This is a genomic window from Gluconacetobacter sacchari (assembly GCF_014174255.1).
Classification (GTDB): Bacteria; Pseudomonadota; Alphaproteobacteria; order Acetobacterales; family Acetobacteraceae; genus Gluconacetobacter; species Gluconacetobacter sacchari.
The window spans coordinates 55,713-78,920 of record NZ_JABEQJ010000007.1 but is presented as its reverse complement, the minus strand read 5'-3'; the positions used below and the strand labels follow the sequence as shown (position 1 = coordinate 78,920).

At 66.3% G+C, this 23,208-nt stretch carries 22 protein-coding genes and 1 tRNA gene; 14 read left to right on the top strand and 9 right to left on the bottom strand.

The annotated features are described in order from the left end of the window. Window positions 1-49: 49 nt before the first annotated feature. The 4 genes from HLH48_RS07255 to trpB all read right to left on the bottom strand — a co-directional run bounded on the left by HLH48_RS07255 (window position 50) and on the right by trpB (window position 4,535). Window positions 50-1,363, bottom strand: coding sequence for a bifunctional folylpolyglutamate synthase/dihydrofolate synthase (locus tag HLH48_RS07255; protein ID WP_182996823.1), 1,314 nt, complete (start codon window positions 1,361-1,363; stop codon window positions 50-52). Window positions 1,364-1,372: 9 nt separating this feature from the next. Next, on the bottom strand, window positions 1,373-2,248 hold the full coding sequence (accD, locus tag HLH48_RS07250) for an acetyl-CoA carboxylase, carboxyltransferase subunit beta (protein WP_182996822.1): 876 nt from the start codon (window positions 2,246-2,248) through the stop codon (window positions 1,373-1,375). Window positions 2,249-2,466: 218 nt separating this feature from the next. Then, on the bottom strand, window positions 2,467-3,285 hold the full coding sequence (gene trpA, locus HLH48_RS07245) for a tryptophan synthase subunit alpha (protein WP_182996821.1): 819 nt from the start codon (window positions 3,283-3,285) through the stop codon (window positions 2,467-2,469). Next, window positions 3,282-4,535: a tryptophan synthase subunit beta gene (trpB, locus tag HLH48_RS07240; protein WP_264812744.1), complete on the bottom strand. Its 1,254-nt coding sequence runs from the start codon at window positions 4,533-4,535 to the stop codon at window positions 3,282-3,284. The genes trpA and trpB overlap by 4 nt, the downstream gene beginning before the upstream one ends. A 172-nt stretch (window positions 4,536-4,707) precedes the next feature. Here trpB and corA point away from each other — a divergent pair, with 172 nt between their 5' ends. Next, window positions 4,708-5,682: a magnesium/cobalt transporter CorA gene (gene corA, locus HLH48_RS07235; RefSeq protein WP_182996820.1), complete on the top strand. Its 975-nt coding sequence runs from the start codon at window positions 4,708-4,710 to the stop codon at window positions 5,680-5,682. Between the two features lie 223 nt (window positions 5,683-5,905). Then, window positions 5,906-7,216 (top strand): transcription termination factor Rho, encoded by a 1,311-nt coding sequence (rho, locus tag HLH48_RS07230; RefSeq protein ID WP_182996819.1) that lies wholly within the window; start codon window positions 5,906-5,908, stop codon window positions 7,214-7,216. 69 nt (window positions 7,217-7,285) lie between these two features. On the opposite strand, the gene HLH48_RS07225 is transcribed toward rho, so the two are convergent. Continuing rightward, window positions 7,286-8,257 (bottom strand): quinone oxidoreductase family protein, encoded by a 972-nt coding sequence (locus tag HLH48_RS07225; protein WP_182996818.1) that lies wholly within the window; start codon window positions 8,255-8,257, stop codon window positions 7,286-7,288. Between the two features lie 35 nt (window positions 8,258-8,292). After that, entirely contained in the window at window positions 8,293-8,766 is a 474-nt protein-coding gene (locus HLH48_RS07220; RefSeq protein ID WP_182996904.1) for a methylated-DNA--[protein]-cysteine S-methyltransferase, read from the bottom strand. A gap of 111 nt (window positions 8,767-8,877) precedes the next feature. Between HLH48_RS07220 and mnmE the strand changes: the two genes are divergently transcribed. The 6 genes from mnmE to HLH48_RS07190 all read left to right on the top strand — a co-directional run bounded on the left by mnmE (window position 8,878) and on the right by HLH48_RS07190 (window position 14,565). Continuing rightward, window positions 8,878-10,200 (top strand): tRNA uridine-5-carboxymethylaminomethyl(34) synthesis GTPase MnmE, encoded by a 1,323-nt coding sequence (gene mnmE / locus HLH48_RS07215; RefSeq protein WP_182996817.1) that lies wholly within the window; start codon window positions 8,878-8,880, stop codon window positions 10,198-10,200. A gap of 14 nt (window positions 10,201-10,214) precedes the next feature. Then, on the top strand, window positions 10,215-12,077 hold the full coding sequence (gene mnmG / locus HLH48_RS07210) for a tRNA uridine-5-carboxymethylaminomethyl(34) synthesis enzyme MnmG (RefSeq protein WP_182996816.1): 1,863 nt from the start codon (window positions 10,215-10,217) through the stop codon (window positions 12,075-12,077). After that, window positions 12,077-12,706 (top strand): 16S rRNA (guanine(527)-N(7))-methyltransferase RsmG, encoded by a 630-nt coding sequence (rsmG, locus tag HLH48_RS07205; RefSeq protein ID WP_182996815.1) that lies wholly within the window; start codon window positions 12,077-12,079, stop codon window positions 12,704-12,706. Before mnmG ends, rsmG begins: the two co-directional genes overlap by 1 nt. Next, on the top strand, window positions 12,672-13,514 hold the full coding sequence (locus tag HLH48_RS07200; protein WP_272502294.1) for a ParA family protein: 843 nt from the start codon (window positions 12,672-12,674) through the stop codon (window positions 13,512-13,514). The genes rsmG and HLH48_RS07200 overlap by 35 nt, the downstream gene beginning before the upstream one ends. Continuing rightward, entirely contained in the window at window positions 13,511-14,404 is an 894-nt protein-coding gene (locus tag HLH48_RS07195; RefSeq protein WP_182996814.1) for a ParB/RepB/Spo0J family partition protein, read from the top strand. The genes HLH48_RS07200 and HLH48_RS07195 overlap by 4 nt, the downstream gene beginning before the upstream one ends. 85 nt (window positions 14,405-14,489) lie before the next feature. Next, window positions 14,490-14,565: transfer RNA gene (locus tag HLH48_RS07190), tRNA-Lys, on the top strand. Between the two features lie 158 nt (window positions 14,566-14,723). Here HLH48_RS07190 and HLH48_RS07185 read toward each other — a convergent pair. Further along, entirely contained in the window at window positions 14,724-15,344 is a 621-nt protein-coding gene (locus HLH48_RS07185) for an arylesterase (RefSeq protein WP_182996813.1), read from the bottom strand. A 64-nt stretch (window positions 15,345-15,408) separates the two neighbouring features. Between HLH48_RS07185 and HLH48_RS07180 the strand changes: the two genes are divergently transcribed. The 5 genes from HLH48_RS07180 (at window position 15,409) to HLH48_RS07160 (ending at window position 21,812) form a co-directional block, all read left to right on the top strand. After that, the gene (locus HLH48_RS07180; RefSeq protein ID WP_182996812.1) at window positions 15,409-16,170 is read left to right on the top strand and encodes an ABC transporter ATP-binding protein; all 762 of its coding nucleotides are present in this window, start codon (window positions 15,409-15,411) and stop codon (window positions 16,168-16,170) included. Further along, a complete protein-coding gene (locus HLH48_RS07175; RefSeq protein ID WP_264812742.1) occupies window positions 16,167-18,722 on the top strand; it encodes an ABC transporter permease in 2,556 nt (851 codons plus the stop codon). Before HLH48_RS07180 ends, HLH48_RS07175 begins: the two co-directional genes overlap by 4 nt. A 402-nt stretch (window positions 18,723-19,124) precedes the next feature. Continuing rightward, on the top strand, window positions 19,125-20,432 hold the full coding sequence (locus HLH48_RS07170) for a tyrosine-type recombinase/integrase (RefSeq protein ID WP_182996811.1): 1,308 nt from the start codon (window positions 19,125-19,127) through the stop codon (window positions 20,430-20,432). A gap of 100 nt (window positions 20,433-20,532) precedes the next feature. Next, complete coding sequence (locus tag HLH48_RS07165) at window positions 20,533-20,997, top strand: helix-turn-helix domain-containing protein (RefSeq protein WP_220795030.1); 465 nt, start codon at window positions 20,533-20,535, stop codon at window positions 20,995-20,997. Window positions 20,998-21,248: 251 nt separating this feature from the next. Then, window positions 21,249-21,812, top strand: a complete 564-nt coding sequence (locus HLH48_RS07160) for a hypothetical protein (protein WP_182996810.1) — start codon at window positions 21,249-21,251, stop codon at window positions 21,810-21,812. 257 nt (window positions 21,813-22,069) lie between these two features. Here the strand turns inward: HLH48_RS07160 and HLH48_RS07155 are convergent, their stop codons facing one another. Both HLH48_RS07155 and HLH48_RS07150 read right to left on the bottom strand, forming a co-directional pair. Beyond that, complete coding sequence (locus HLH48_RS07155) at window positions 22,070-22,498, bottom strand: type II toxin-antitoxin system PemK/MazF family toxin (RefSeq protein ID WP_182996809.1); 429 nt, start codon at window positions 22,496-22,498, stop codon at window positions 22,070-22,072. A gap of 4 nt (window positions 22,499-22,502) precedes the next feature. After that, window positions 22,503-22,766, bottom strand: a complete 264-nt coding sequence (locus HLH48_RS07150) for a helix-turn-helix domain-containing protein (RefSeq protein ID WP_182996808.1) — start codon at window positions 22,764-22,766, stop codon at window positions 22,503-22,505. Between the two features lie 180 nt (window positions 22,767-22,946). Here HLH48_RS07150 and HLH48_RS07145 point away from each other — a divergent pair, with 180 nt between their 5' ends. Next, entirely contained in the window at window positions 22,947-23,117 is a 171-nt protein-coding gene (locus tag HLH48_RS07145; RefSeq protein ID WP_182996807.1) for a hypothetical protein, read from the top strand. Window positions 23,118-23,208: the final 91 nt, after the last annotated feature.

Genomic DNA, 23,208 nt, shown 5'->3' with positions numbered 1-23,208 from the left:
GATCAAAAGTCTTTTTGCTTCTTTTTCTTCAGAAAAAGAAGGTCTTGACCTACCGCGCGACCCACCCGTCCTGCGCCAGGACAACCCCAGCCAGGTACAGGCTGCCGCAGATCACCACCCGCCCCGGACCAGCCCCGCTTTCGGCCAGACGTGCCAGCGCGGCCCGCACGGTCGGGCCGGGAACAGCGCGGCCCGCGGCGGCTGCCACAATCTCCTCGACCGGCAGCGCCAGATGCTGGCCCGGTTCCGCCACGGCCTGAACGCTGGCGGCCTGCGCCAGCAGGGGGGCGAGAAAACCGGCGGCGTCCTTGGTCTGCTTCATGCCGACCACCAGATGCACCGGGCGATCAGACCAGCCGGCCAGCATATCGGCCAGCGCCAGTCCGGCGCCGGGATTATGCCCGCCATCCAGCCACACTTCCCACCCTGGCGGCAGCAGGGCGGCCAGCGCGCCACCCAGCCGTTGCAGGCGTGCCGGCCATTCGGTACGGGCGATCCCCGCCCACGCCTCGTCCGGCACCGCCAATCCGCTGGCGCGCAACGCAGCCACCGCCAACCCGGCATTATCCACCTGATGCGGGCCGGGCAGGCCCGGCATCGGCAATTCGAGCACACCCTGCGCGTCGGCATAGCGCAGGCCCGCGCCTGCCGCCGCGATCTGCCAATCGGCATCGCGCTCAAGCAGGCGCGCACCGCATTCCGCCGCCCGGGCCCGCAGCACGGCCATGGCGTCGGGCGCCTGATGGCCCGTCACCGCCGGCACACCGGGCTTCATGATCCCGGCCTTCTCGCCGGCGATGGCGGCCAGGCTATCGCCCAGAAAGGCCTCATGATCCATGGAAATCGAGGCGATCGCGCAGGCGGCGGGCCGTGCCAGCACATTGGTGGCGTCGAAACGGCCGCCCAGCCCGACCTCGATCACCGCCAGACGGGCGGGATGGCAGGCGAACAGGACAAGCCCGGCGGCGGTCAGTACCTCGAACACCGTGATCGGCGCGCCATCATTGACGCGCTCGATGTCCTCCAGCACCGCCACCAGTTCGTCGGTCGAAACGATGCGCCCGGCGACGCGAAAACGTTCCGTCACGTCCACCAGATGCGGCGAGGTCATGACATGCACCGGCCAGCCGGCAGCCTCTCCGATGGCGCGCAGATTGGCGCAGGTACTGCCCTTGCCGTTGGTGCCGGCGACATGGATCACCGGCGGCAGACGCCGTTCCGGATGGCCCAACCGCCCCAGCAGGGCCTCCAGCCGGCCCAGCGACAGGTCGATCAGGGCCGGATAGAGCTGGTTCAGCCGCTCCAGCACCATGCCGGGCCGGCCGACGAATTCCGGCCCCAACGCGCTCGGCGAGATGCTCATCGGCGTGAATCAGGCCGCCGGACGCAGCGGGGCGGCGATCTGCCGATGGTTCAACAGGCCGATCAGGCGGCCCAGCATGGCCGGCAGGTCGGCGCGTCTGGTCACCATGTCGATCATGCCGTGATCCAGCAGATATTCCGCGCGCTGGAAGCCCTCGGGCAGTTTCTCGCGCACCGTATCCTCGATCACGCGCGGCCCGGCGAAGCCGATCAGGGCATTGGGCTCGCTGATCTGCACGTCGCCCAGCATGGCGAACGAAGCCGTGACGCCGCCGGTGGTGGGGTTGGTCAAGACGACGATATAGGGCAGCCCGGCATCGCGCAGCATCTGTACCGCCACCGTGGTGCGCGGCATCTGCATCAGGCTGATCACGCCTTCCTGCATGCGCGCGCCGCCCGAGGCGGTAAAGACGACCAGCGGCGCCTTTTGCAGGATCGCCAGCCGCGCCGCCGCCACGAAGGCCTCGCCCAGCGCCGCGCCCATGGTCCCGGCGATGAACTCGAAGGCCATCACGGCCACCACCGCATCGTGGCCGCCGATCTTACCGTGGGCGACGGCCATGGATTCGTCCAGTTGCGACTTCGCGCGTTCGTCCTTCAGCCGGTCGGTATAGCGCTTGCGGTCACGGAACGAGAGCGGATCCGCCACGACCTTCGGCAGGTCGATGCGCGTACAGGCGCCCTCGTCGAACGTCCAGGCAAACCGCTCGGCCACCGTCGCGCGCATGTGATGGCCGCAATGCGGGCAGACATTCAGGTTCTTCCGCAGATCCTTCACCAGAATCATCTGGCTGCAGGATTCGCAGTTGGTCCACAGATTGTCCGGCACCTCGCGCTTGAGCAGGCCGCGGATCTTGGGGCGGACATAGTCGGTCAGCCAGCTCATCACATCACTCCATCACACAGGGCGCGTACCGGCCCCGGAAACCTGCCTTCTTACAAGCGGAAGACGGCAAATGCCAGATGGTTCCATCAAGGATCGGGTCTCTCCCCCGAACGCCGCCAAAGGCCGGCAACCTTCGGGGCCCGATTCCGGACTCAAGGAGTTAACTCGTTAACAGATAAAAGCTTTTTGGCTCTTTTTTCAAAAAAATAGAAACGCCCTCACGCGTTCCGCACGGCCCGAGCCAGCCCCGAAAGCTGCGCCAGCACACGCGGCAGCGTCTCCGGGGTCGCGCGCCCCTGCTCATCCAGCGTCTCTTCCAGCGTGGCGATCAACGCCGACGCCACCACGGCGGCATCGGCGGCGCGAACGGCGGCGCCGGCCTGTTCGGGCGAGCGGATGCCGAACCCGATCGCCACCGGCAGGTCGGTCGCGGCGCGCAGGCGCGGCAGGGCCGCCGCCAGTTCGTCGCTGCTGGCGGTGCGGGTGCCGGTGACTCCGGTAATGCTGACATAATAGACAAAGCCCGAGGCCCGACCGCACACCACGGGCAGCCGCGCATCGTCGGTGGTAGGGGCCACCAGGCGAATGAGGTCCAACCCGGCCGCCGTCGCCGGCCCATCCAGCAGGTCGGCTTCCTCGGGCGGCATGTCCACAACGATCAGCCCGTCCACCCCGGCCTGGGCGGCATCGGCGCAAAAGCGGGCATGGCCATAGGCCTCGATCGGGTTCAGGTAGCCCATCAGGATGATCGGCGTCTCGCCATCGTCCTCGCGGAAGCGGGCCACCATTTCCAGCACGCGCACCATGCTGGATCCCGCCTTCAATCCGCGTCGCGCCGCCAGTTGAATGGTCGGACCATCGGCGCTGGGGTCACTGAACGGCACGCCGATCTCGATCAGGTCGGCACCAGCCCCCGGCATGGCGCGCAGCAGGGCCAGCGAGGTATCGTAATCCGGATCGCAGGCCTGCAGGTACGGGATCAGGGCTCCACGCCCCTGTTTCTTCAGGGCCGCGAAACGGCGGGCGATGCGGCTCACAATGTCACTCCCAGATGTGCGGCGACGGTGAAGATGTCCTTGTCCCCCCGACCGGAGATATTCACCACCAGCAGCGTCTCGGGGCTGAGCGTGGGCGCGACGACGGCCGCATGCGCCAGGGCGTGGGCGGATTCCAGCGCCGGGATGATACCTTCGGTCCGGGTGCAGAGCTGAAAGGCCTCCAGCGCCTGGTCATCGGTCGCGCCGACATACTCGACGCGCCCGATATCGGCCAGCCAGGAATGCTCCGGTCCGATGCCGGGGTAATCCAGCCCGGCGCTGATCGAATGGGCCTCGTCGATCTGCCCGTCCTCATTCTGTAGCAGGTAGGTGCGGTTGCCATGCAGCACGCCCGGCCGTCCACGCAGGATCGAGGCCGCGGTCTCGCCGCTGTTCAGACCGCGTCCCGCGGCCTCGACCCCGATCAGACGGACCGAAGCGTCGTCGAGGAAGGGATGAAAGATGCCCATCGCATTCGACCCGCCGCCGATGGCCGCCACGATCACATCCGGCAGCCTGCCTTCGGCCGCCAGCATCTGAACCCGGGTCTCGTCGCCGATCACCGACTGGAAGTCCCGGACCATCTGCGGATAGGGGTGGGGACCGGCCACCGTCCCGACCAGGAAATAGGTGTCGCGGACATTGGTCACCCAGTCGCGCATCGCCTCGTTCATCGCGTCCTTCAACGTGCCGGCGCCGGAGGTCACGGGAACGACCTCCGCCCCCAGAAGACGCATGCGGAACACGTTGGGCTTCTGCCGCTCGACGTCGGTCGCCCCCATGTAGATGGTGCATTTCAGCCCGAACAGCGCACAGACGGTCGCGGTGGCGACCCCGTGCTGGCCGGCCCCCGTCTCGGCCACGATGCGGCTGCGGCCCATGCGCCGGGCCAGCAAAATCTGGCCCATGACGTTGTTGAGCTTGTGCGAGCCGGTATGGTTCAGTTCCTCGCGCTTCATGTAGATGCGCGCACCGCCCAGTTCCTCGGTCAGGCGCCTGGCAAACCAGAGCGGGCTGGGACGGCCCACATAATCCTTCAGGTAATAGTCCAGTTCGCTGCGAAAGGCCGGGTCGGCCTTGGCGGCCGCATAGGCCGCATCCAGTTCCAGGACCAGGGGCATCAGCGTCTCGGCCACGAACCGCCCGCCATAGATGCCGAAGCGGCCGCGCGGGTCGGGACCGGCGCGCAGGCTGTTGGGCCGGGTCTCCGCCGTGCCGCATGCTGCTTCATTGGTATGTGCTGCGCTCACGTCATTCTCCGGACCCGATTAGATACAGGATATCGGGTGTTCTGGACCGCATGACGGAAAATTACCAGTCTCCTCTCGTTACCATCCCGCCGAAGGCACCAGGCGATTTGACAGGCGCGATGCCCCCCCCGATACCGGAACGAGGCCGGGGAAGCGGAGAAAGACAGCATCCATGTTTGTTACCCATTGTCCCGGCCAGCCGCCACGGCCGATCGTTACCGATACCGACGCCACCGGCGTCGCGTGGCTGGATCTGCTGGACCCGACGCCGGATGAACAGGCCCTGGCGGCCCGGATCACCGGCCAGCGCATCCCGACCCGCGCCGACCTGGAGGAAATCGAAAGCTCTTCGCGCCTGTTCATGGAAGACGATGCCGTCTACCTGTCGACACCGCTGGTGCGCCGGGTGCAGGACGATTTCTTCGTCTCGCCGGTCGGCTTCGTACTGATGCGCGACCGGCTGCTGACGATCCGCTTCACCGAATTCTCGTCGTTCGACCTGATCGCGAAGCAGATCACCGGCAGCAAGGAGATTTTCAGCGGAGACGAGGTCTCCGTCCTGCTGCTGGAGGCGGTGGTCGACCGCATGGCTGACATTCTGGAGCATCTGGGCCAGTCGCTGGATACGTTGTCGCGCGACGTGTTCCAGGCGGACCAGCCGCGCCAGGCCGGCCGGGCCGACCAGATGCTGCGGGCGCTGCTCCGCCGGGTGGGGCGGTCGGGCGATCTCGCATCGTCGGTACGCGACAGCCTGCTGGGCATGGAACGGATCGCGATCTTCGTCAGCGAAAACAAGAAGCACGACCTGTCGGAAAAGCTGCGCGACCGGATGAGCACGGTGGCGCGCGACATCGTGTCGCTGAACGATTTCGTGTCCCAGATCTCCAACAAGGTCCAGTTCCTGCTGGATGCCACGCTCGGCTTCATCAGCATCGAGCAGAATAACGGCATGAAGATCCTGACCGTGGTCAGTTTCATCGGCGTCGCGCCGACGTTGGTCGCCGGGATCTACGGCATGAACTTCCACGAGATGCCCGAGTTGAAATGGAAATACGGCTACTGGTATTCGCTGGCCCTGATGGCCGCGACGATCATTATCCCGCTGCTGTGGTTCAGGCACCGGGGATGGCTGGCACGGGGCCGCTAGCAGGCTCCCGTCATCCCCTGGCAGATGCCTTGACCATGGGCGGCAATGTCCTTACTATCCCGCCGTCGCTGGTGGGCGTTCGCCCACTGGTCGATCCCTCCGCATGGAACGTTGCTGGCCGCTTTCCGGTTTGTCCGGTTCTTATGGCAGGCGCACTGATGCGCTGATCGCCAGGCCGATCGTTTTCCCCCCTTCTATGACCTGCCCATTCAAGGCAACCTGAATGCATCTCGCCGAACTCAAGGCCAAAACCCCCGCGGACCTTCTGGCCTACGCCGAAAGCCTGCAAATCGAGAACGCATCGTCGCTGCGCAAGCAGGACATGATGTTCGCCATCCTCAAGACGCTGGCCGACAACGACCAGGCCATCCATGGCGAGGGGACGCTGGAAATCCTGCCCGACGGGTTCGGTTTCCTGCGCTCGCCCGAGGCGAATTACCTGCCCGGCCCGGACGACATCTATATCTCCCCGAGCCAGGTACGGCGTTTCGGGCTGCGAACCGGCGACACGGTCGAGGGGCAGATCCGCGCCCCACGCGATGGTGAACGCTATTTTGCGCTGCTCAAGGTCAATACCATCAATTTCGAACCGCCCGAGGCGGTCCGTCATCGCATCAATTTCGACAATCTGACGCCGCTCTATCCCGAGCGTCGGCTGAAGATGGAAGTCGAGAGCGACGCGGTCGGCGGCGAGCCCGAGAAAAGTGGCAAGGGCGGCAAGGGCGGCAAGGGCCAGACCAAGGATTTCACCCCGAGGGTGATCGACCTGGTCTCGCCGATCGGCATGGGCCAGCGCGCCCTGATCGTCGCCCCGCCGCGCACCGGCAAGACCGTGATGCTGCAAAGCATCGCCTCGTCGATCTCCGCCAACCACCCGGAAGTCTTCCTGATCGTGCTGCTGATCGACGAGCGGCCCGAGGAAGTGACCGACATGGCGCGCTCGGTGCGCGGCGAAGTCGTGTCCTCGACCTTCGACGAACCCGCGACCCGGCACGTCCAGGTCACGGAAATGGTGCTGGAGAAGGCGAAGCGGCTGGTCGAGCACAAGCGCGACGTGGTCATCCTGCTGGATTCCATCACCCGCCTGGCGCGTGCCTACAACACCGTGGTCCCTTCATCGGGCAAGGTGCTGACCGGCGGTGTCGACGCCAACGCCCTGCAACGCCCCAAGCGCTTCTTCGGCGCCGCGCGCAATATCGAGGAAGGCGGATCGCTGACCATCATCGCCACGGCGCTGATCGATACCGGCAGCCGCATGGACGAGGTCATCTTCGAGGAATTCAAGGGCACCGGCAACTCGGAACTCATCCTCGACCGCAAGCTGGCCGACAAGCGCACCTTCCCGGCCATCGACATCACCAAGAGCGGCACCCGCAAGGAAGAATTGCTGGTCGAGCGCTCGGAACTGTCGAAGATGTGGGTCCTGCGCCGCATCCTGGCCCCGATGGGCACCATGGACGCGATGGACTTCCTGCTGGACAAGCTGAAATACAGCAAGACCAACAGGGATTTCTTCGACGCGATGAATACCTGAAGGCCAGAGGGCAGGGGCCGGCGCAATCCGGCTCCTGTTCTTCTCCCCGACGAAAAGAACCATCTTCCGTCAGGGGAGCAGGATCGTACTCCCGGTCGTCGCCCGGGTTTCCAGCGCCGTCTGCGCCGCCCCCGCATCCGCCAGCGCAAAGCGCTGTCCAATATGCACCCTCAACACCCCCTGCGCGATCAGATCGAACACGTCCCTGGCCCCGCCCAGCAGGGCCCCGCGCTGGGCGATATAGGTCGTCAGTCCCGGTCGTGTCAGATACAGGCTGCCGCGCGTCGCCAGCATGCGGACCGAAATGCCGGCAACCTCGCCCGATGAATTGCCATAACTGACCATCAGCCCACGTGGCGCCAGGCAATCGAGACTGGCAACGAACGTATCCTTGCCAACGCTGTCATAAACGACCGGCACCATGGCACCATCGGTCAGCTTGCGCACCCGCGCAGCCAGATTGTCATACCCGATCAGGATATCGGACGCGCCATTCCGCCGCGCCAGTTCGCCTTTTTCCTCGCTCGACACCACCCCGATCGTTCGCACGCCAAGATGCCGCGCCCATTGGCACATCAGCAACCCGACACCCCCGGCCGCCGCATGGACCAGGATCGTCTCGCCAGGGCGCACCGCATAAACCTCGCGCAGCAGCATACGGGCCGTCAGACCACGCTGCATGCCGCCGGCTGCCACGTCGAACGGGATATCCGGCGGCAGCGGCACGATACGGTCGGCCGCAATGGTACGGCACTCGCCATAACCGCCCAGGGAAGTGGGATAGGCCACACGGTCGCCGGGCTCGAAATCGGTCACATCGGCACCGACGGCCAGGACGATTCCCGCTCCCTCCATGCCCAGGATGGCCGGCAGCGCGGGCACCTTGTACAGGCCGGTGCGGAAATAGATGTCGATGTAATTGACGCCGATCGCCTCCTGCCGGATCAGGATCTCGCCCCGGCCGGGAACGGGCGTGGGCAACGTCTCCAGTTGCAGGACCTCGGGGCCGCCGTAACCATGGATGCGAATAGCCCTATACATCGCCAGTCTTCCTTTTGCTGTACCGTCCGGCCGCGTCAGGCATCCTGGCTCGTTCGGGCGGGGATCGGGGCCCGCTCCAGGTCCAGCAGATAGATCTTGTCGGACAGCCCGCCATCGCCGGAATACCCGCCCAGCCCCTGGGTGGAGACGACGCGATGGCACGGGATCAGGATCGGAATCGGATTGGCCCCGTTGGCCTGCCCGATGGACCGTGGCGACCCGCCGACCTGCCGGGCCAGATCGCGATAGGTGCGGGTTTCGCCCAACGGAATCGCGCGCAATGCCTGCCATACGGCCTGACGATACGGCGTACCATGCGGCGCAAGCGGCAGGTCGGCGAAATCGTCGGGCGCACCGTCGAAATAGGCGTCGAGCCGATCGCAGGCCTGCCGCAGCAACGGCGTTTCGTCCTGATCGCGGCCCCACCCCCAATCCAGTGCGACGATCGCACCATCTTCCTCGGTCAGGGTCAGGTCGCCGATGGGCGAATGCATCGAAAGTTGCGGCATGCGGTCGTCCGTCCCTTTGTGATCCTCGTCCGTCATTCTGTACTCTTCCGCCGCAGGTTGCGACATGCAAGAGGATCGACCACACACAGGCCGACGACAGGAACAGATCCGATGCCCCCCGAACGGACCCCTCCCGACGCACCGATCTTCGCCCTCGCCAGCGGGGCAGGGCGCGCGGCCATCGCGGTCATGCGCCTGACCGGTGCGGGATGCGACGCAATGCTGCGCCGACTGTGCGGGACGCTGCCGGCCCCGCGCCGGGCCACGCTCCGCGGATTACGGCACACCGCTGGCGACGGCACGCCGATCCTGCTCGACCGGGCATTGGTCCTGTGGTTTCCCGGCCCCGACAGCTATACCGGCGAAGACAGCGCGGAACTCCATCTCCATGCCGGGCCGGCCGTCATCGCCGCCACGGCCGACGCGCTGGTAGCGCTGGGCGCCCGCCCGGCCGAACCGGGTGAATTCACTCGTCGCGCGTTCCTCAACGGCCGACTGGACCTGGTCGAGGCCGAAGGCATCGCGGACCTGATCGACGCGGAAACCGAAGCCCAACGGCGCCAGGCGCTGGACCAGGCCGACGGCACGCTCAGCCGCCTGTATGATGGCTGGGCGGCGCGACTGCGCATCGTGCTCGCGCATCAGGAGGCCCTGATCGATTTCCCCGACGAGGATCTGCCACCCGCCGTCGAACAGGCGCTGCTGGATGAGTTGCGCAGTTTGACGCGTGAGATGCGCACCCATCTGGACGATGGCGGACGCGGCGAGCGGCTACGCCGGGGCCTGCTATTTGCCATTGTCGGCGCCCCCAATGTCGGCAAGTCCAGCCTGCTGAACTGGCTGGCCGAGCGGGATGTGGCCATCGTCTCACCGCGCGCCGGCACCACGCGCGACGCGATCGAGGTCCGCGCGGTGCTTGGCGACGTGCCGGTGACCCTGATCGACACCGCCGGCCTGCGCGAAACCGACGACGAAATCGAGGCCGAGGGCGTACGCCGCGCACTGTTTCACGTGAAACAGGCCGATTGCGTGATCGGCATGTTCGACGGCGATACCCCACCCGTAAACCTGCCGGCCGATGCCATCCTGGTCCGTAACAAGATCGACATCTCACCTCCAACGACCAACCGGCCCGACACCCAGACCATTAGCGTCCACACGGGCAGTGGACTGGCGCACTTGACCGAGACCCTGGCCAACCGCGCGCGCGCGCTGACCGCCGCACAGGCCGGTCCGCCCTTGACCCGGGCGCGCCATCGCGCGGCGATTGAAGAAAGCGCTGGCCATCTGGCCGCCGCACTGGATATGCACTGGCCCGAGATGCGGGGCGAAGAGATGCGGCTAGCGATGCGCGCGCTGGGGCGTCTGACCGGCGCGGTCGGAGTCGAGGATCTGCTGGATACCGTCTTCAGCCAGTTCTGCATCGGCAAATAAGGGAGCGGACAAAGGTGTCTGATAAATACGACGTCATCGTCATCGGCGGCGGCCATGCGGGATGCGAGGCGGCAGCGGTGGCCGCCCGGTCCGGCGCGCGCACGCTGCTGCTGACGCATCGGCGCGACACGATCGGCGCCATGTCCTGCAACCCGGCCATCGGCGGCATCGGCAAGGGCCATCTGGTGCGCGAGATCGACGCACTGGACGGGCTGATGGGCCGCGCCGCCGACCGCGCCGGGATCCATTTCAAACTGCTGAACCGCTCCAAGGGCCCCGCCGTCCACGGCCCGCGTGCCCAGGCCGATCGCTCGCTCTACCGGCACGCCATCCAGGACCTGCTGGCCGAAACCGACAACCTGGACATCGCGGAAGGCGGGGCGGGCGACCTGATCGTCGATGCCGCCGGCCAGGTCGCGGGCGTGGTGTGCGAGGACGGGCGCCGCCTTGTCGCCGGCGCGGTCGTGCTGACCGCCGGCACCTTCCTGCGCGGCATGATCCATGTCGGCCATGACAGCCACCCCGCCGGCCGCGTCGGCGAAGCATCGTCCCAGGCGCTGGGCGAGCGCTTGCAGGCCCTGGGCCTGCCGATGGGCCGACTGAAGACCGGCACCCCTGCGCGACTGGACCGCACGACGATCGACTGGGACAATCTGGCCGAAGACAAGGGCGACGCCGAACCCGAACCGTTCAGCCGCCTGACCTCGGCGATAAACAATCCGCAGATCTCCTGCCGGGTCACCGCCACCACGGCGCGAACCCACGCCCTGATCCGCGACCATCTGCATCTTTCCGCCGTCTATGGCGGGGCCATCGCCGGGCGCGGCCCGCGCTATTGTCCGTCGATCGAGGACAAGGTGGTGCGCTTCGCCGAACGCGACAGCCACCAGATCTTTCTCGAACCCGAAGCCCTGCCGGGCAACGAATGCGGCGATCTGGTCTATCCCAACGGCATCTCCACCAGCCTGCCGCCGGATATTCAGGAACAGATGATCCATTCCATCCCCGGCCTGGAACGCTGCCGCATCGTCAGGCCGGGCTATGCCGTGGAATATGATTACGTCGATCCGCGCGCCCTGACCCCGACACTGGAACTGATCGCCCTGCCGCGCCTGTTCCTCGCCGGCCAGATCAACGGCACCACCGGCTACGAGGAAGCCGGCGCCCAGGGCATCCTCGCAGGCCTGAACGCGGCGCGGCGCGCGGGGGGCGGGCAGGGCGTAACCGTCGATCGCGGCACCGCCTATCTCGGGGTGATGATCGACGACCTGACAACCCAGGGCGTGTCTGAACCCTATCGGATGTTCACCTCGCGCTCGGAATACCGGCTCAGCCTGCGCGCCGACAATGCCGACCTGCGCCTGACCGGCCTGGGTATCGGCTGGGGCTGCGTGGGCGCCGAACGCACCCGCCTGTTCCAGGCCGACAGCACCGCCATCGACCAGGCCATGCATCGCGCGGGGCAGGAAAGCTTCCTGCCCGACGGATTGCAGCAGGCCGGTATCGCCGTTTCGGCCGACGGCCGCCGCCGCACGCTGCTGGACGTGCTGGCAACCGCCGCCACACCAGATCAGGTGGCCCGGATCGCCCCCTGGTTCGACGACCTCCCGCCACGCATCCGCCGTCATGTCGAAACCGAGGCCCGCTACAGCGGCTATCTGGTTCGCCAGGCGCGTGAAATCCGGCAATTGGAAGCCGAAACCCGTATCACGCTCCCTCCGAACCTGGACTACCACCATATCGGCGGCCTGAGCAGCGAAATGCAGGAACGACTTTCCTCGGCCCGGCCCGCCAGCTTCAGCGCCGCGCAACGTATCCCTGGCGTCACCCCCTCGGCGCTGATGGCACTGCTGGCCCATATCAGGCAGGTGGCCTGATGTTTCACGTGAAACGCGAAGGCCCCATCGACATGTCGGAGGCTCTACGCCACCGGCTCGACCGGTTCGCCGCAATCCTGACCCGCTGGAACGCCCGCATCAATCTGGTCTCGCCCCGCGACCTGCCGCATCTGTGGGACCGCCATATCGCCGACTCCCTGCAACTGGCCGCGCTGGTCCCGCCTGGCGCGCGTCTGGCCGATCTGGGTTCTGGCGGCGGCTTTCCCGGCCTGATCATCGCCATCGCAACCAATGCCGACGTCACGCTGATCGAGTCCGACCAGCGCAAGGCCGCCTTCCTGCGCGAAGCCGCCCGGGCGGCGGGCGCGCGCGTCACCGTACTGGCGCGCAGGATCGAGGACATCGACATTCCGCCGGTCCAGGTCGTCACCGCCCGCGCGCTGGCCGCCCTGCCGCAATTGCTGGAATGGAGCAGCCGCCTCCTGGCGCCCGACGGGTTTTGCCTGTTCCTCAAAGGCAGAAATGTCGACGATGAGTTGACCTCGGCCGCCGCCGACTGGCACATGGCTGTATCCCGATTGCCAAGCCGCACCAACGCGGACGGTACCATTCTCAAACTGGGTGAAATCACGCGTGTCAGACACTCAGAACGCGCAACGGGCTCCTGACGCCGCGCGCGCTTCCTGCATTCTCGCCCTCGCCAACCAGAAGGGCGGCGTGGGCAAAACGACCACGGCCATCAACCTGGCAGCCGGGCTGGCCGAACATGGCCTGTCCGTCCTGCTGATCGATCTCGACCCGCAGGGCAATGCCTCGACCGGCCTGGGCATCGGCTACGACGCCAGGCGCCAGGGCACCTATGCCCTGCTGATGGACGATGTTCCGATGGCCGACCTGTCCCAGGATACCGAAATTCCGGGGCTCAGGATCGTCGCCGCCGACACCGAACTGGCCGGCGCGGAGCTTGAACTGGTCATGGCGGACCGGCGCGAATTCCGCCTGCGCGACGCGCTCTCCCGCGCCGGCAGCGGTTTCGACGTCATCCTGATCGACTGCCCGCCCAGCCTCGGCCTGCTGACATTGAATGCGCTGGTGGCATCGGACGGCGTGATCGTGCCCCTGCAATGCGAATTCTTCGCGCTGGAAGGCATCAGCCAACTGGTCCGTACCGTGGACCGGGTACGCCGCGCCTTCAATTCCGACCTGCATGTCGCGGGCATCGTGCTGACGATGTACGACCGGCGTAACAATCTGTCGGAACTGGTCGCCGCCGACGCGCGCAGCTTCTTCGGCGAACAGGTGATGGAAACCCTGATCCCGCGCAATATCCGCATCTCCGAGGCGCAGAGCCACGGGCGCTCGGTCATGGCCTATGACAGCCGATCCAGCGGCGCCATGGCCTACCAGGCCCTGGCAGATGAAGTGATCGCCCGGAACAGCCTGAAGACACCCGGGAAGAAGAAGGCACGGGCATGAGCACGAAGAAAGACCAGTCCCGTCCGCGCCTCGGCCGGGGCCTGGCGGCCCTGCTGGGCGACCAGGCCCCGGCCGCCATCGCCCGCGTCTCAGGCCGGACGGAGCAGGACCGCGCCGGCACGCTGGGGGTCGATCTGCTGGAGCCGGGGCCATTCCAGCCGCGCCAGGTGATGGAACCCGAAGCCCTGGCCGAACTGGCGGATTCGATCCGCACCCGCGGCATCCTGCAACCGATCCTGGTTCGCCCGCATCCCGACCGCACCGGCCATTACCAGATCATCGCCGGCGAACGCCGCTGGCGCGCGGCGCAGATCGTGGCACTGCACGAAGTCCCGGTCCATATCCGCACACTCGATGACGGCGATGCCATGGCCGCCGCGCTGGTCGAAAACCTGCAACGCGCCGACCTGAACGCGGTCGAAGAGGCCGAGGGCCTGCAACGGCTGTTGCAGGATTACGGCCTGACGCAGGAAGAACTGGCCGGCGCGCTGGGCAAATCCCGCTCTCACGTCGCCAACATGGTGCGGCTTCTCAACCTGCCGCAACCTGTCCGCGCCGCCCTGCGCGATGGCCGGCTGTCAGCCGGCCACGCCCGCGCGCTCCTGGGCCACCCCGACCCCGTGGCGGCGCTGAAGACGGTGCTGGAGCAGGGACTGAATGTCCGCCAGACCGAAGCCCTGGTCCAGAAGGCCGTCCGCAAGGCCGAGGCCCCAGCCCCGGTCGCGGCCACCGAACGCAAGAACCCAGAAATCCAGGTCCTGGAACGCGACCTGTCGACCCGGCTGGGCCTGAAGGTCCAGATCTCCTTCGACGGCAGGGGCGGGGCGATCCGCATCCTTTATCAGTCGCTGGATCAGTTCGATACCGTGCTTGCACGCCTGAATAACTGAGAATGCAGAACATTTTTTCGATAAAACCGCTTGCCCTGCCATCCCGACGCTGTTAGAAGCGCGTCACCCGAGAGGGACACTCCATGGGCGCATAGCTCAGTTGGTAGAGCAGCTGACTCTTAATCAGCGGGTCCAAGGTTCGAGTCCTTGTGCGCCCACCATGGAGCCTCCGAAAATCCCGAACAGATCGGTCTGCTCTTCTTTTTCTGAAGAAAAAGAAACAAAAAGACTTTCACCGGTTCAGGAACATCGTCTGTCCCAAGCACAAAGCTCCTGACCGAATCAAAAGTTTTTTGGTTCTTTTTTCAAAAAAGAACGCTCACGTCCCACGCGCCAATGTCTCCACCAAAGGCACCATCCGCGCCACGATCACGGCCACCCCGGCGGGGTTGGGATGTATATGGTCCGCCTGTTCCAACGCCGGATGCGCCGCCACGCCATCAAGGAAGAACGGATCCCACAGAATACCCGGCCGGTGCGACAGCCGCTCGAACACCGCGCGGAAGGACTGGCCGTAACCCGCGCCCATATTGGGCGGCGCATACATTCCCGACAGCAGCACCGGCAGATGGGCCTGCCGCAACCGGTCGAGAATCGCCGTCAGGTTCTGTTCCATCCGTGCCGGGTCCAGCCCGCGCAACCCGTCATTGCCGCCCAGTTCCACGATCACCGCGTCGGGCTTGTCGCCCAGGGCCCAGTCCAGCCGCGCCAGCGCATCGGTGCTGGTATCGCCTGAAACGCCGCCATCGAGGATGGTGATCGCATCGCCACGCGCATCCAATGCCGCCTGAAGGCGCGGCACGAATCCGTCCGCATGCGCCAGCCCATATCCGGCGGTCAGGGAATCACCCAGCGCCAGAATCCGCACCGGCCGATCGGCCGCGAAAACGGATGGCGCGAAGACGGCCCACAGACAGGCCAGCAGAAGTGGAAAAATCATTCGGGCCCTATCCCCACACCGTGTAGCGTGCAGGCAGGACCATACCCGGCGGGAAGGAAAACGCATGGACGGCGACGGGCTCCCCGATGGACGGACGACGCTGGTCGAGGCACAGGACCTATGGCTGACAGTGCCGGCCCGTGCCAATGCGGTCAATCCACGGCGGGACGGCGCGGCCGGGCACGGGGCACTGACGATCCTGCACGATGTCAGCCTGCGCGTGGCCGAGGGCGAGGCCCTGGGGGTGATCGGCCCGTCCGGATCCGGCAAAACATCGCTGCTGATGCTGCTGGCGGGGCTGGAACGCCCGACGCGCGGCATGATCCGCATCGCAGGCACCACGCTGGGCGACCTCGGCGAGGACGCCCTGGCACGGTTCCGGCGCCAGACGATGGGCATCGTCTTCCAGTCGTTCCAACTCATTCCCACCATGACGGCGCTGGAAAACGTGCTGGTGCCGCTGGAACTGGCCTGCCGGCCCGACGGCGCGACCGCCGCCCGCGCGGCGCTCGACGCGGTGGGCCTGGCACACCGGCTTGACCATCTGCCGGGTGAACTCTCGGGCGGCGAGCAACAGCGCGTGGCGCTGGCCCGCGCCTTCGTTACCCGGCCACGCCTGCTGCTGGCCGACGAACCGACGGGCAATCTGGACAGCCGCACGGGCGCCACGGTGATGGACCTGCTGTTCAGCCTGCAACGGCGCTATAACACCACGCTCATATTGATCACCCACGACCCGGCCCTCGCCGCGCGGTGCCACCGCCGCCTGCGGGTCGATGACGGGCGCGTCGTGGCCGACCTCCCGGTGCGGGAGCCCGCATCGTGACCCGGTGGCGCCTGGCCGCCCGGCTGGCCTGGCGCGACCTGCGCGGCGGGATCGGCGGCATGCGCGTCGTACTGGCCTGCCTGGCGCTGGGGGTAGCCACGATCGGCACGGTCGGCAGCCTGCGCGACATGATCCGCGACGGCATCGCCGGCGAACAGCGCACCCTGCTGGGCGGTGACCTGTCGATCGAAAGTAGTGACCCGCTGCCGCCCGAACTGGCCGATTTCGCGACCGTCCACGGCGCCCGCGTCTCGCGCGTGGCGCGCATGCGCTCGATGCTCTACGCCCCGCGCGGCGCGGGCAGGGAAGACAGCCGGATGCTGGTCGAGCTTTCGGCGGTCGATGACGCCTATCCGCTGGTCGGAACGCTCGCCATCACCCCCCAGGCACCGCTGGATCGCGCCCTGGCGCCTGATAATGGCATCCCCGCCCTGCTGGCCGACCCGCTGGTCATCGACCGGCTGGGCCTCACGACCGGAACAATCCTGCGGATCGGCACCGCTCGGTTCCGCCTGGCGGGCAGCCTGGACCGCACCCCGGACGGCGCGGCCACGGTGATGCTCGCCCCCACGGTCATGATCACCCGATCGGCCCTGGACCAGGCAGGATTGATGCAGCCGGGGGCACTGGTCACCCACGCGCTCCGCCTGGCGCTGGGCGGCCGGGCAACCGACCGTCCGGCAAGGGCCCACGCTCTGGCCGCCGCGATCGCCGCCCGCTTCCCCGATCAGGGCTGGCATATCCGCGGCGAAGCCGACGCGGCCCCCGCCTTGACCCGCACCGTGGACCAGATGGCCCGGTTCCTGTCATTGATCGGATTGAGCGCCCTGCTGCTGGGGGGCCTGGGCGTTTCGACCGGCGTCACCTCCTGGCTGGACGGACGGGGGCGGACCATCGCCATCCTGCGTTGCCTGGGGGCCCCGGGGCCATTGATCCGGCGTATATTCGGTCTCCAGATCGCCGCCCTGTGCGGCCTCGGCATCGCCGCCGGCATGGTCGCGGCCCTGCTTCTCCCGCCGCTGGCCGCACGGATGCTCGGCGGATTGCTACCGATCGAGACGCATGCGATGCCGCCCCTTCCACCCGTGCTGACGGCCGGCCTGTTCGGCGTGCTGGTCGCCCTGCTCTCGGTGGTCCTGCCGCTAGCGCGGGCCTGCGCAACCAGCCCGGCCTCGCTGTTCCGCGATCAGGCCCGGCGGGGGTCGGTCCACATACGCTCGCCGCGCGTCGGCGCGGTCCTGATCCCGTGCGTGATCCTGGCGGGTGCCCTGACCGTCCAACTGGCGGACAGCCTGCCCTTCGCAGCGGGTTTCCTGGCCGTCGTCCTGACGGCCGTCGCCATCCTGGTCCTGGCAGGAACGATACTGCGCCAGGGCGTATCGGTGCTGCTGGCCAGGCTGGATACGGCGCGCGGCGTACCGAGGCTCGCCCTGGCCCTCCTGGCCCATCGCCAGGCAAACGCCACGCACATGGTGACGGCACTGGGCGCCGGACTGTCCGCCATGGCGGCCATCCTGCTGACCGAGGGCGCCATGATGGCGCAATTGCGCGACCAGATGCCGCATGACGCCCCCGCCTTCTATTTCATCGATATCCAGCCCGGCGACCTGGCCCGGTTCGACACTCTGGCGCGCGCCCAGCCATCGGTTCGGGCGGTCCAGCAACTGCCTTCGATGCGCACGCGCGTCGTCGCGGTCAACGGCGTACCGGCCGAACAGGTCGATGCCACGCCGCAGACCCGCTGGGCATTGCGCGGCGATCACGGGCTCACCGTGGCGGGCACGCCGCCGCCCGGCACAAAACTGGCCGAAGGCACATGGTGGCCGTCCGATTATAGCGGGCCACCCCTGCTGTCGCTGGATGCCGGGCTGGCCCAGGGCTGGGGCGTGCATGTCGGCTCGACCGTCCGGCTGAACGTACTGGGCCGCGCGATCGATGTCCGGGTCGCAAACCTGCGCACCGTCGCGTGGCGATCGCTCCAACTCAATTTCGCGTTCGTCGCCTCGCCAGGCCTGCTCTCGCACGCCCCCCACACCTTCGTCGCCACCCTGGCCACCGACGGCCGCGCCGATCAGGACGCGGCGACACTGGCTGCCATCACGGACGCGCTGCCGGGCGTCACCGGCATCCGGGTCGCCGACGTACTGGCCCGCCTGGCCGCGCTGGCCGGGCAGATCGCCACGGCGCTCAGCGTCGCCGCCTCGATCATCCTGGCATCCGGCGCGCTGGTCCTGGCGGCTACCCTGGCCGCCGGCTGGCGACAGCGGGTCGCCAACGCCGCCATTCTTCAGGCGGTGGGGGCCGGCCCACGCCAGATCCGCACGATCTGGCTGATCGAATTCACATTGCTGGGACTGACGGCCGGCCTCTCGGCCATCCTGCTGGGCAGCACGGCCGCCTGGCTGGTCACGCGCCGGATCCTGCACCTGCCATGGACGGCGGACTGGACCGCGGTAGGGAGCATGATGGCCGGAACCCTGGTAACCACGACGCTCTGCGCGATGCTGGTCTGGCACCGCGCGCTGCAACCGCTGCAAGGCAGGACACGCTGAAGGATTGTCTGGAAAAAAGGGCCGGAAGGATTGGTGGAGCCAATCGGAATCGAACCGACGACCTCCTGAATGCCATTCAGGCGTCCCGAAATACTGCTAAGATGCAGTCAGCCGCAAAGAGGCGCAGTAACAACAGGTTAAACAATGGGTTGCCAAGGTGGTTCACGCAACCAGATGCAACGAATCGCCGGGATTACGCTTTCAAATGAGTCCGGATTGAGTCCGGAAAACCGACGCGGAGGCCCCTCGTATGAATGAATATGGGGAACACTTAAATATAGGTGTTCTAGGTGTTCTAGGTGTTCCACACATAGTAATATATTGTATTTATTGTGTTTTTTCCAAGGAACACCGGAACACCTTTGGTTTTGAAAGGTGTTCCAAGGTGTTCCGGGCGGTCGCATGAAGCTGACAAAACGGGAAATCGACGCCTTGGCCTGCCCGCCGGGGAAGCGGGACGCCATGTTCATGGACGATTCGCTGCCTGGGTTCGCGGTCCGGGTGACCGAGACAGGATCAAAGGTCATCCTGTTCCAATATCGGTTCGCCGGGCGCGTCAGGCGCATGGTCCTGGGTCCATACGGCGAATTGACACCGCCCCAGGCCCGGAAGATGGCCGAGGCCGCGCGTGGCCGGGCGAGGGAAGGGGGCGATCCAGCTGGGGAAAGAAAGGCCCTCGCCCTGGCCGCAAAGGAAGAGCGAGTGCGCCAGAAGGCTGAGACCGCCGCCGACGCCCTGACCTTCCGGGTATTGGTCGAACGATGGCGGGATGGGGCCCTACGCGAGAAGAGCGCCTCCTACCGCAAGGATGCGCCGGACAGGCTGCTATCGGCCTTCGCTGTCATGAAGAATCGCCCCGCCCGCTCAATCGCCACGGGGGAAATCCAAGCGCGCCTGGATGACATCGCGTCAGCTCACCCAATCATGGCTCGCCGGCTCCATGCCTACGGGCGCGCCATGTTCACCTGGGCGCAGAAGCGGCAGTTCGTGTCGGCCAACGTCTTCGCCAGCGTGATCGTGGAAGGCGAAGAGGTTTCACGCGACCGCGTGCTGACGGACCTGGAGTTGGCGACATTGTGGAATGCCGCCGGCCGGCTGCCTTACCCGTTCGGCCCATTCGTCCACCTGCTGACCCTGACGCTGCAACGCCGCGACGAAGTGGCAGCCATGACCTGGGCCGAACTGGACCCTGACCTGACCACCTGGACGTTGCCGGCCGCGCGGGCGAAGAACGGTCGGGCGCATATCGTCCATCTCTCGGAAGCCGCCCGGCGTGTCCTTGCTGACCTGCCCAGGCAGACCGATCCGAAGACCGGCTCTCTGTCACCCTATGTCTTCACCACGAATGGCCGGACGCCCATCAGTGGCTTCTCCAAAGCCAAGGTGCGGCTGCAAAAGGCGATGGCGGCAGCAGAGGACACCCCAGCGGGAAAAGAAGCCCAGCCCACGCCAGGGCCGGATTGGCGGTTGCATGACTTGCGGCGGACCGGGGTGACGGTCATGGCGCGCCTGGGGATCGGTCACCATGTCGCCGATCGCGTGCTGAACCATGTGGGTGGAGCCATCAAGGGCGTGGCGGCGGTCTACCAGCGTCACGAATTCGAAGCCGAGCGGGCGGCGGCGCTGGATAGCTGGGCGCGGCATGTGCTGGCCGTATCGGCGGGAACCGCCAGTGGCACGGCCGACAATGTGGTGCCGTTGCGGCCATGACCTGGGCAGCGACGGGTGATGAAACGCTATCCTTCATCGCTCTTTCGTTTATTGCGTTTAGGCCAATTTGACCCATACATGAGGCCGGAGGGGATGAACCATGGCGATGTCTATGCTGAAGGCTGTAGAGCCCGGATTTGTGTCGGATGCCGACCGCCTGGCGGCGCAGGAAGCCAGTCGCGCCCTGGCCAAGCTCAGCGGCAATGGTTGCGTTCAGGTGGATGCCCAGGCGGATACGGGTGAACGGCAGACCTTCGTCCTGCCGGCAGCCGCCGTCCGGCTTCTGACGGACATGATGGCCCAACTCGCCGAAGGACGGTCGGTCGCGGTCATGCCCCGGCATGCCGAGCTGACAACCCAACAGGCGGCGGACCTGCTGAATGTGTCGCGTCCCTATCTGGTCAGCCTGCTGGAACAGGACAAACTGCCCTTCAAGAAGGTCGGGACGCACCGCCGCATCCAGTTGCAGGACCTCCTGGCCTACATGGAAGCCCGCAACACGACCTCGGATGACGCCATGGATGCGCTGGCTGCGGAGGCTCAGGAACTCGGCATGGGTTACTGAGCCACATGGCCTTCGTCGCCCTGCTGGATGCCTGTGTCCTTTACCCTGAGCGGGAGCCGCCCCTGCCGAACCTGTAAGGCTTTCTTACAGGTTGTGTTGGCCCCGCTCCTGAATAACGCCCTGCCCACCACCGATGGCCATGCACCACCGCGCCTCGGGTTTGCGACAACGGGCTCATGTCCAGCGCAGCCCGCCAGTCAGCGCCTCCGAATCCCCCTAGGCAACGTGGCCCCGAAGCGCCGTGGCGCCTGATGATGGGGTATCCGATCTTCCGGCGGTGGGGGGACATCAGCCAAATCGCGGCGGCCTGTGGTGCCATCACGCCCCAGTCAGTCAGTGAGTGGAAGCGTGTCCCGCGTCGGCATGTCGAGACGGTGGCGGCCATGCTGGGCGTGCCGCCCGGTATCCTGCGGCCCGACCTCAATCTGGCCCGTCTGGCCGCTGGCGAGACCACGACGCTGCTGGAACTCCTGCTCGCCTGGCGGATCGTCCACGCCGCACGAACGGTCCTGGCGCGGGCAGAGCAAGCATGCCTGGACGCCGAAGCCGAACGGGACCGGATCGCGGCCGAGCTGCTGGAAGCCGAAGCCTGTCTGGCCCGCGAACGCACGATCTGGCGGCCCGAAATGCTGGATATGCGGCAGGACGCCATCGAACACCTCACCAGCCGGCTACAGACGGCGCAGGAAGGGGTTGCACGCGCAAACGAACGCCGGGTAGCGCAGAACCGCGCCATGGCCCGCTCCGGCCTTCCTGCGGCCTTTCTGGACCATGTTCCCATCGCGCCGTCATCGCATCACCCGTCGGATGGATGATCTTCGCCCTTCAGTCCGCCTTGGGCCTGCGCGCCCTCGGTCTGAACTCTCCGGAAATTCCAGATAGTTGAAACAGGGTCGCATCCCATTTCAGCATGGAGGTGCCAGAGACGACAAAGGGCCGACCCGAGGGCCGGCCCTTGCTCCGCGCTGCACATAGGCTTGTTATGACCCGGTTGTACAGCGGCCCCTTACGGGGTCTTAGATGCTGATCCGCCTTGCGGCTGGAGAGCAGCGCACAATGGTTTATTTGTGCGTCAAAGGTGCTTTGTCAATCCGAAAAGCCCCAGCCCATGCAGGACACATTTCCTGACGGTTGCAAGCTGCTCTTTCGAAAGGCATTTCGTATAATACTGCCTTTTCCCGCTGGCTGGATTGCGTCCGCACCGGATCAAATCCAGCCGGTGAAACCCCACGGTCATGATAAGGTCGGCCTTCACCCATACTTCCGGGCTATCCCAAGGGCTGGGCGGAAGCGGATCGAGCACCAGCCGACAATGATAGGGGCGGGCCGGATCGGGGGGCGTGGTGCTGAGGGCAACGACGGTGCATAAGCCCGGGCGCCAGGATATCGGGGGGCTGATGACAACCACCGGGCGGCGCTTCACCATTTCTGGCTCTTTGAAACCCGCGCTGAAATCACACAGGACAATTTGCCCGAGGTTAGGTGCCTTCTCGACCGCCATATGCCTAAACTTCTGCCTTCCCGGCCTTCAAATCGTCAGGATCGCTCCCGCCGGGCGCCGCCTGGACAGTGTACGCGCCCCTCTTCAGCCTTACACCCGCTCCACCTCCGTTTTCCGGGATGAATTCGACGCCGGCGGCTTCAAGGGCCGCACGAATGGCTGTCAGATTGTTCGGATAGGGCGTACGTGCGCCACGCTCAAAATCCACCACCGTCTGCCGCGAAACAGCGGCCGCTGCGGCGAGTTCCGTTTGGCTAATGCCGAGCATGGCGCGAGCGCCACGGCATTGTGCTGTTGTTATCTCCACAAGCCTCAATCTTTTTGATTGACGTGACAACCTAGATCAATCACCCTAATTGAGGTTGGGCATTTTGCCAATCAAAAGCGGCTGACAGCGGTGCGCCAACACCGAAGCCAGCCTGACCACAACCGAAGCTGAGGTTCGGCAATGGCTGAGAACGCCCATAGCACACCCGCGTCCACGCGGGCAGCGGAGCCACGCGCCCATATCCTGGTGGCGCTGATCGTTCCCTTCTTGATCGCCCTGGCCGTCGTCGGCCTGGGCACCTCCGATCCCGTGGCCTCCGGCCATGCCTATGCGGTGGAGACAGTGCGATGACCGCCCTCCACCACGATGGCCGCCATCGCCCGAGGACCGGCCTGGGCGCAATCGTGCCGTCCCGCCGGCACCTCATGTCGGGGTGCATTGC

Coding starts and splice junctions, on each gene's coding strand:
- HLH48_RS07225 (WP_182996818.1), bottom strand. CDS start 8,257: ATGTATAGGGCTATTCGCATCCATGGTTACGGCGGCCCCGAGGTCCTG.
- HLH48_RS07150 (WP_182996808.1), bottom strand. CDS start 22,766: ATGCTCGGCATTAGCCAAACGGAACTCGCCGCAGCGGCCGCTGTTTCG.
- HLH48_RS07255 (WP_182996823.1), bottom strand. CDS start 1,363: ATGAGCATCTCGCCGAGCGCGTTGGGGCCGGAATTCGTCGGCCGGCCC.
- HLH48_RS07180 (WP_182996812.1), top strand. CDS start 15,409: ATGGACGGCGACGGGCTCCCCGATGGACGGACGACGCTGGTCGAGGCA.
- accD (WP_182996822.1), bottom strand. CDS start 2,248: ATGAGCTGGCTGACCGACTATGTCCGCCCCAAGATCCGCGGCCTGCTC.
- HLH48_RS07195 (WP_182996814.1), top strand. CDS start 13,511: ATGAGCACGAAGAAAGACCAGTCCCGTCCGCGCCTCGGCCGGGGCCTG.
- HLH48_RS07160 (WP_182996810.1), top strand. CDS start 21,249: ATGATGGGGTATCCGATCTTCCGGCGGTGGGGGGACATCAGCCAAATC.
- mnmE (WP_182996817.1), top strand. CDS start 8,878: ATGCCCCCCGAACGGACCCCTCCCGACGCACCGATCTTCGCCCTCGCC.
- HLH48_RS07145 (WP_182996807.1), top strand. CDS start 22,947: ATGGCTGAGAACGCCCATAGCACACCCGCGTCCACGCGGGCAGCGGAG.
- HLH48_RS07155 (WP_182996809.1), bottom strand. CDS start 22,498: ATGGCGGTCGAGAAGGCACCTAACCTCGGGCAAATTGTCCTGTGTGAT.
- HLH48_RS07220 (WP_182996904.1), bottom strand. CDS start 8,766: ATGCCGCAACTTTCGATGCATTCGCCCATCGGCGACCTGACCCTGACC.
- rsmG (WP_182996815.1), top strand. CDS start 12,077: ATGTTTCACGTGAAACGCGAAGGCCCCATCGACATGTCGGAGGCTCTA.
- HLH48_RS07165 (WP_220795030.1), top strand. CDS start 20,533: ATGGCGATGTCTATGCTGAAGGCTGTAGAGCCCGGATTTGTGTCGGAT.
- rho (WP_182996819.1), top strand. CDS start 5,906: ATGCATCTCGCCGAACTCAAGGCCAAAACCCCCGCGGACCTTCTGGCC.
- HLH48_RS07170 (WP_182996811.1), top strand. CDS start 19,125: ATGAAGCTGACAAAACGGGAAATCGACGCCTTGGCCTGCCCGCCGGGG.
- HLH48_RS07185 (WP_182996813.1), bottom strand. CDS start 15,344: ATGATTTTTCCACTTCTGCTGGCCTGTCTGTGGGCCGTCTTCGCGCCA.
- corA (WP_182996820.1), top strand. CDS start 4,708: ATGTTTGTTACCCATTGTCCCGGCCAGCCGCCACGGCCGATCGTTACC.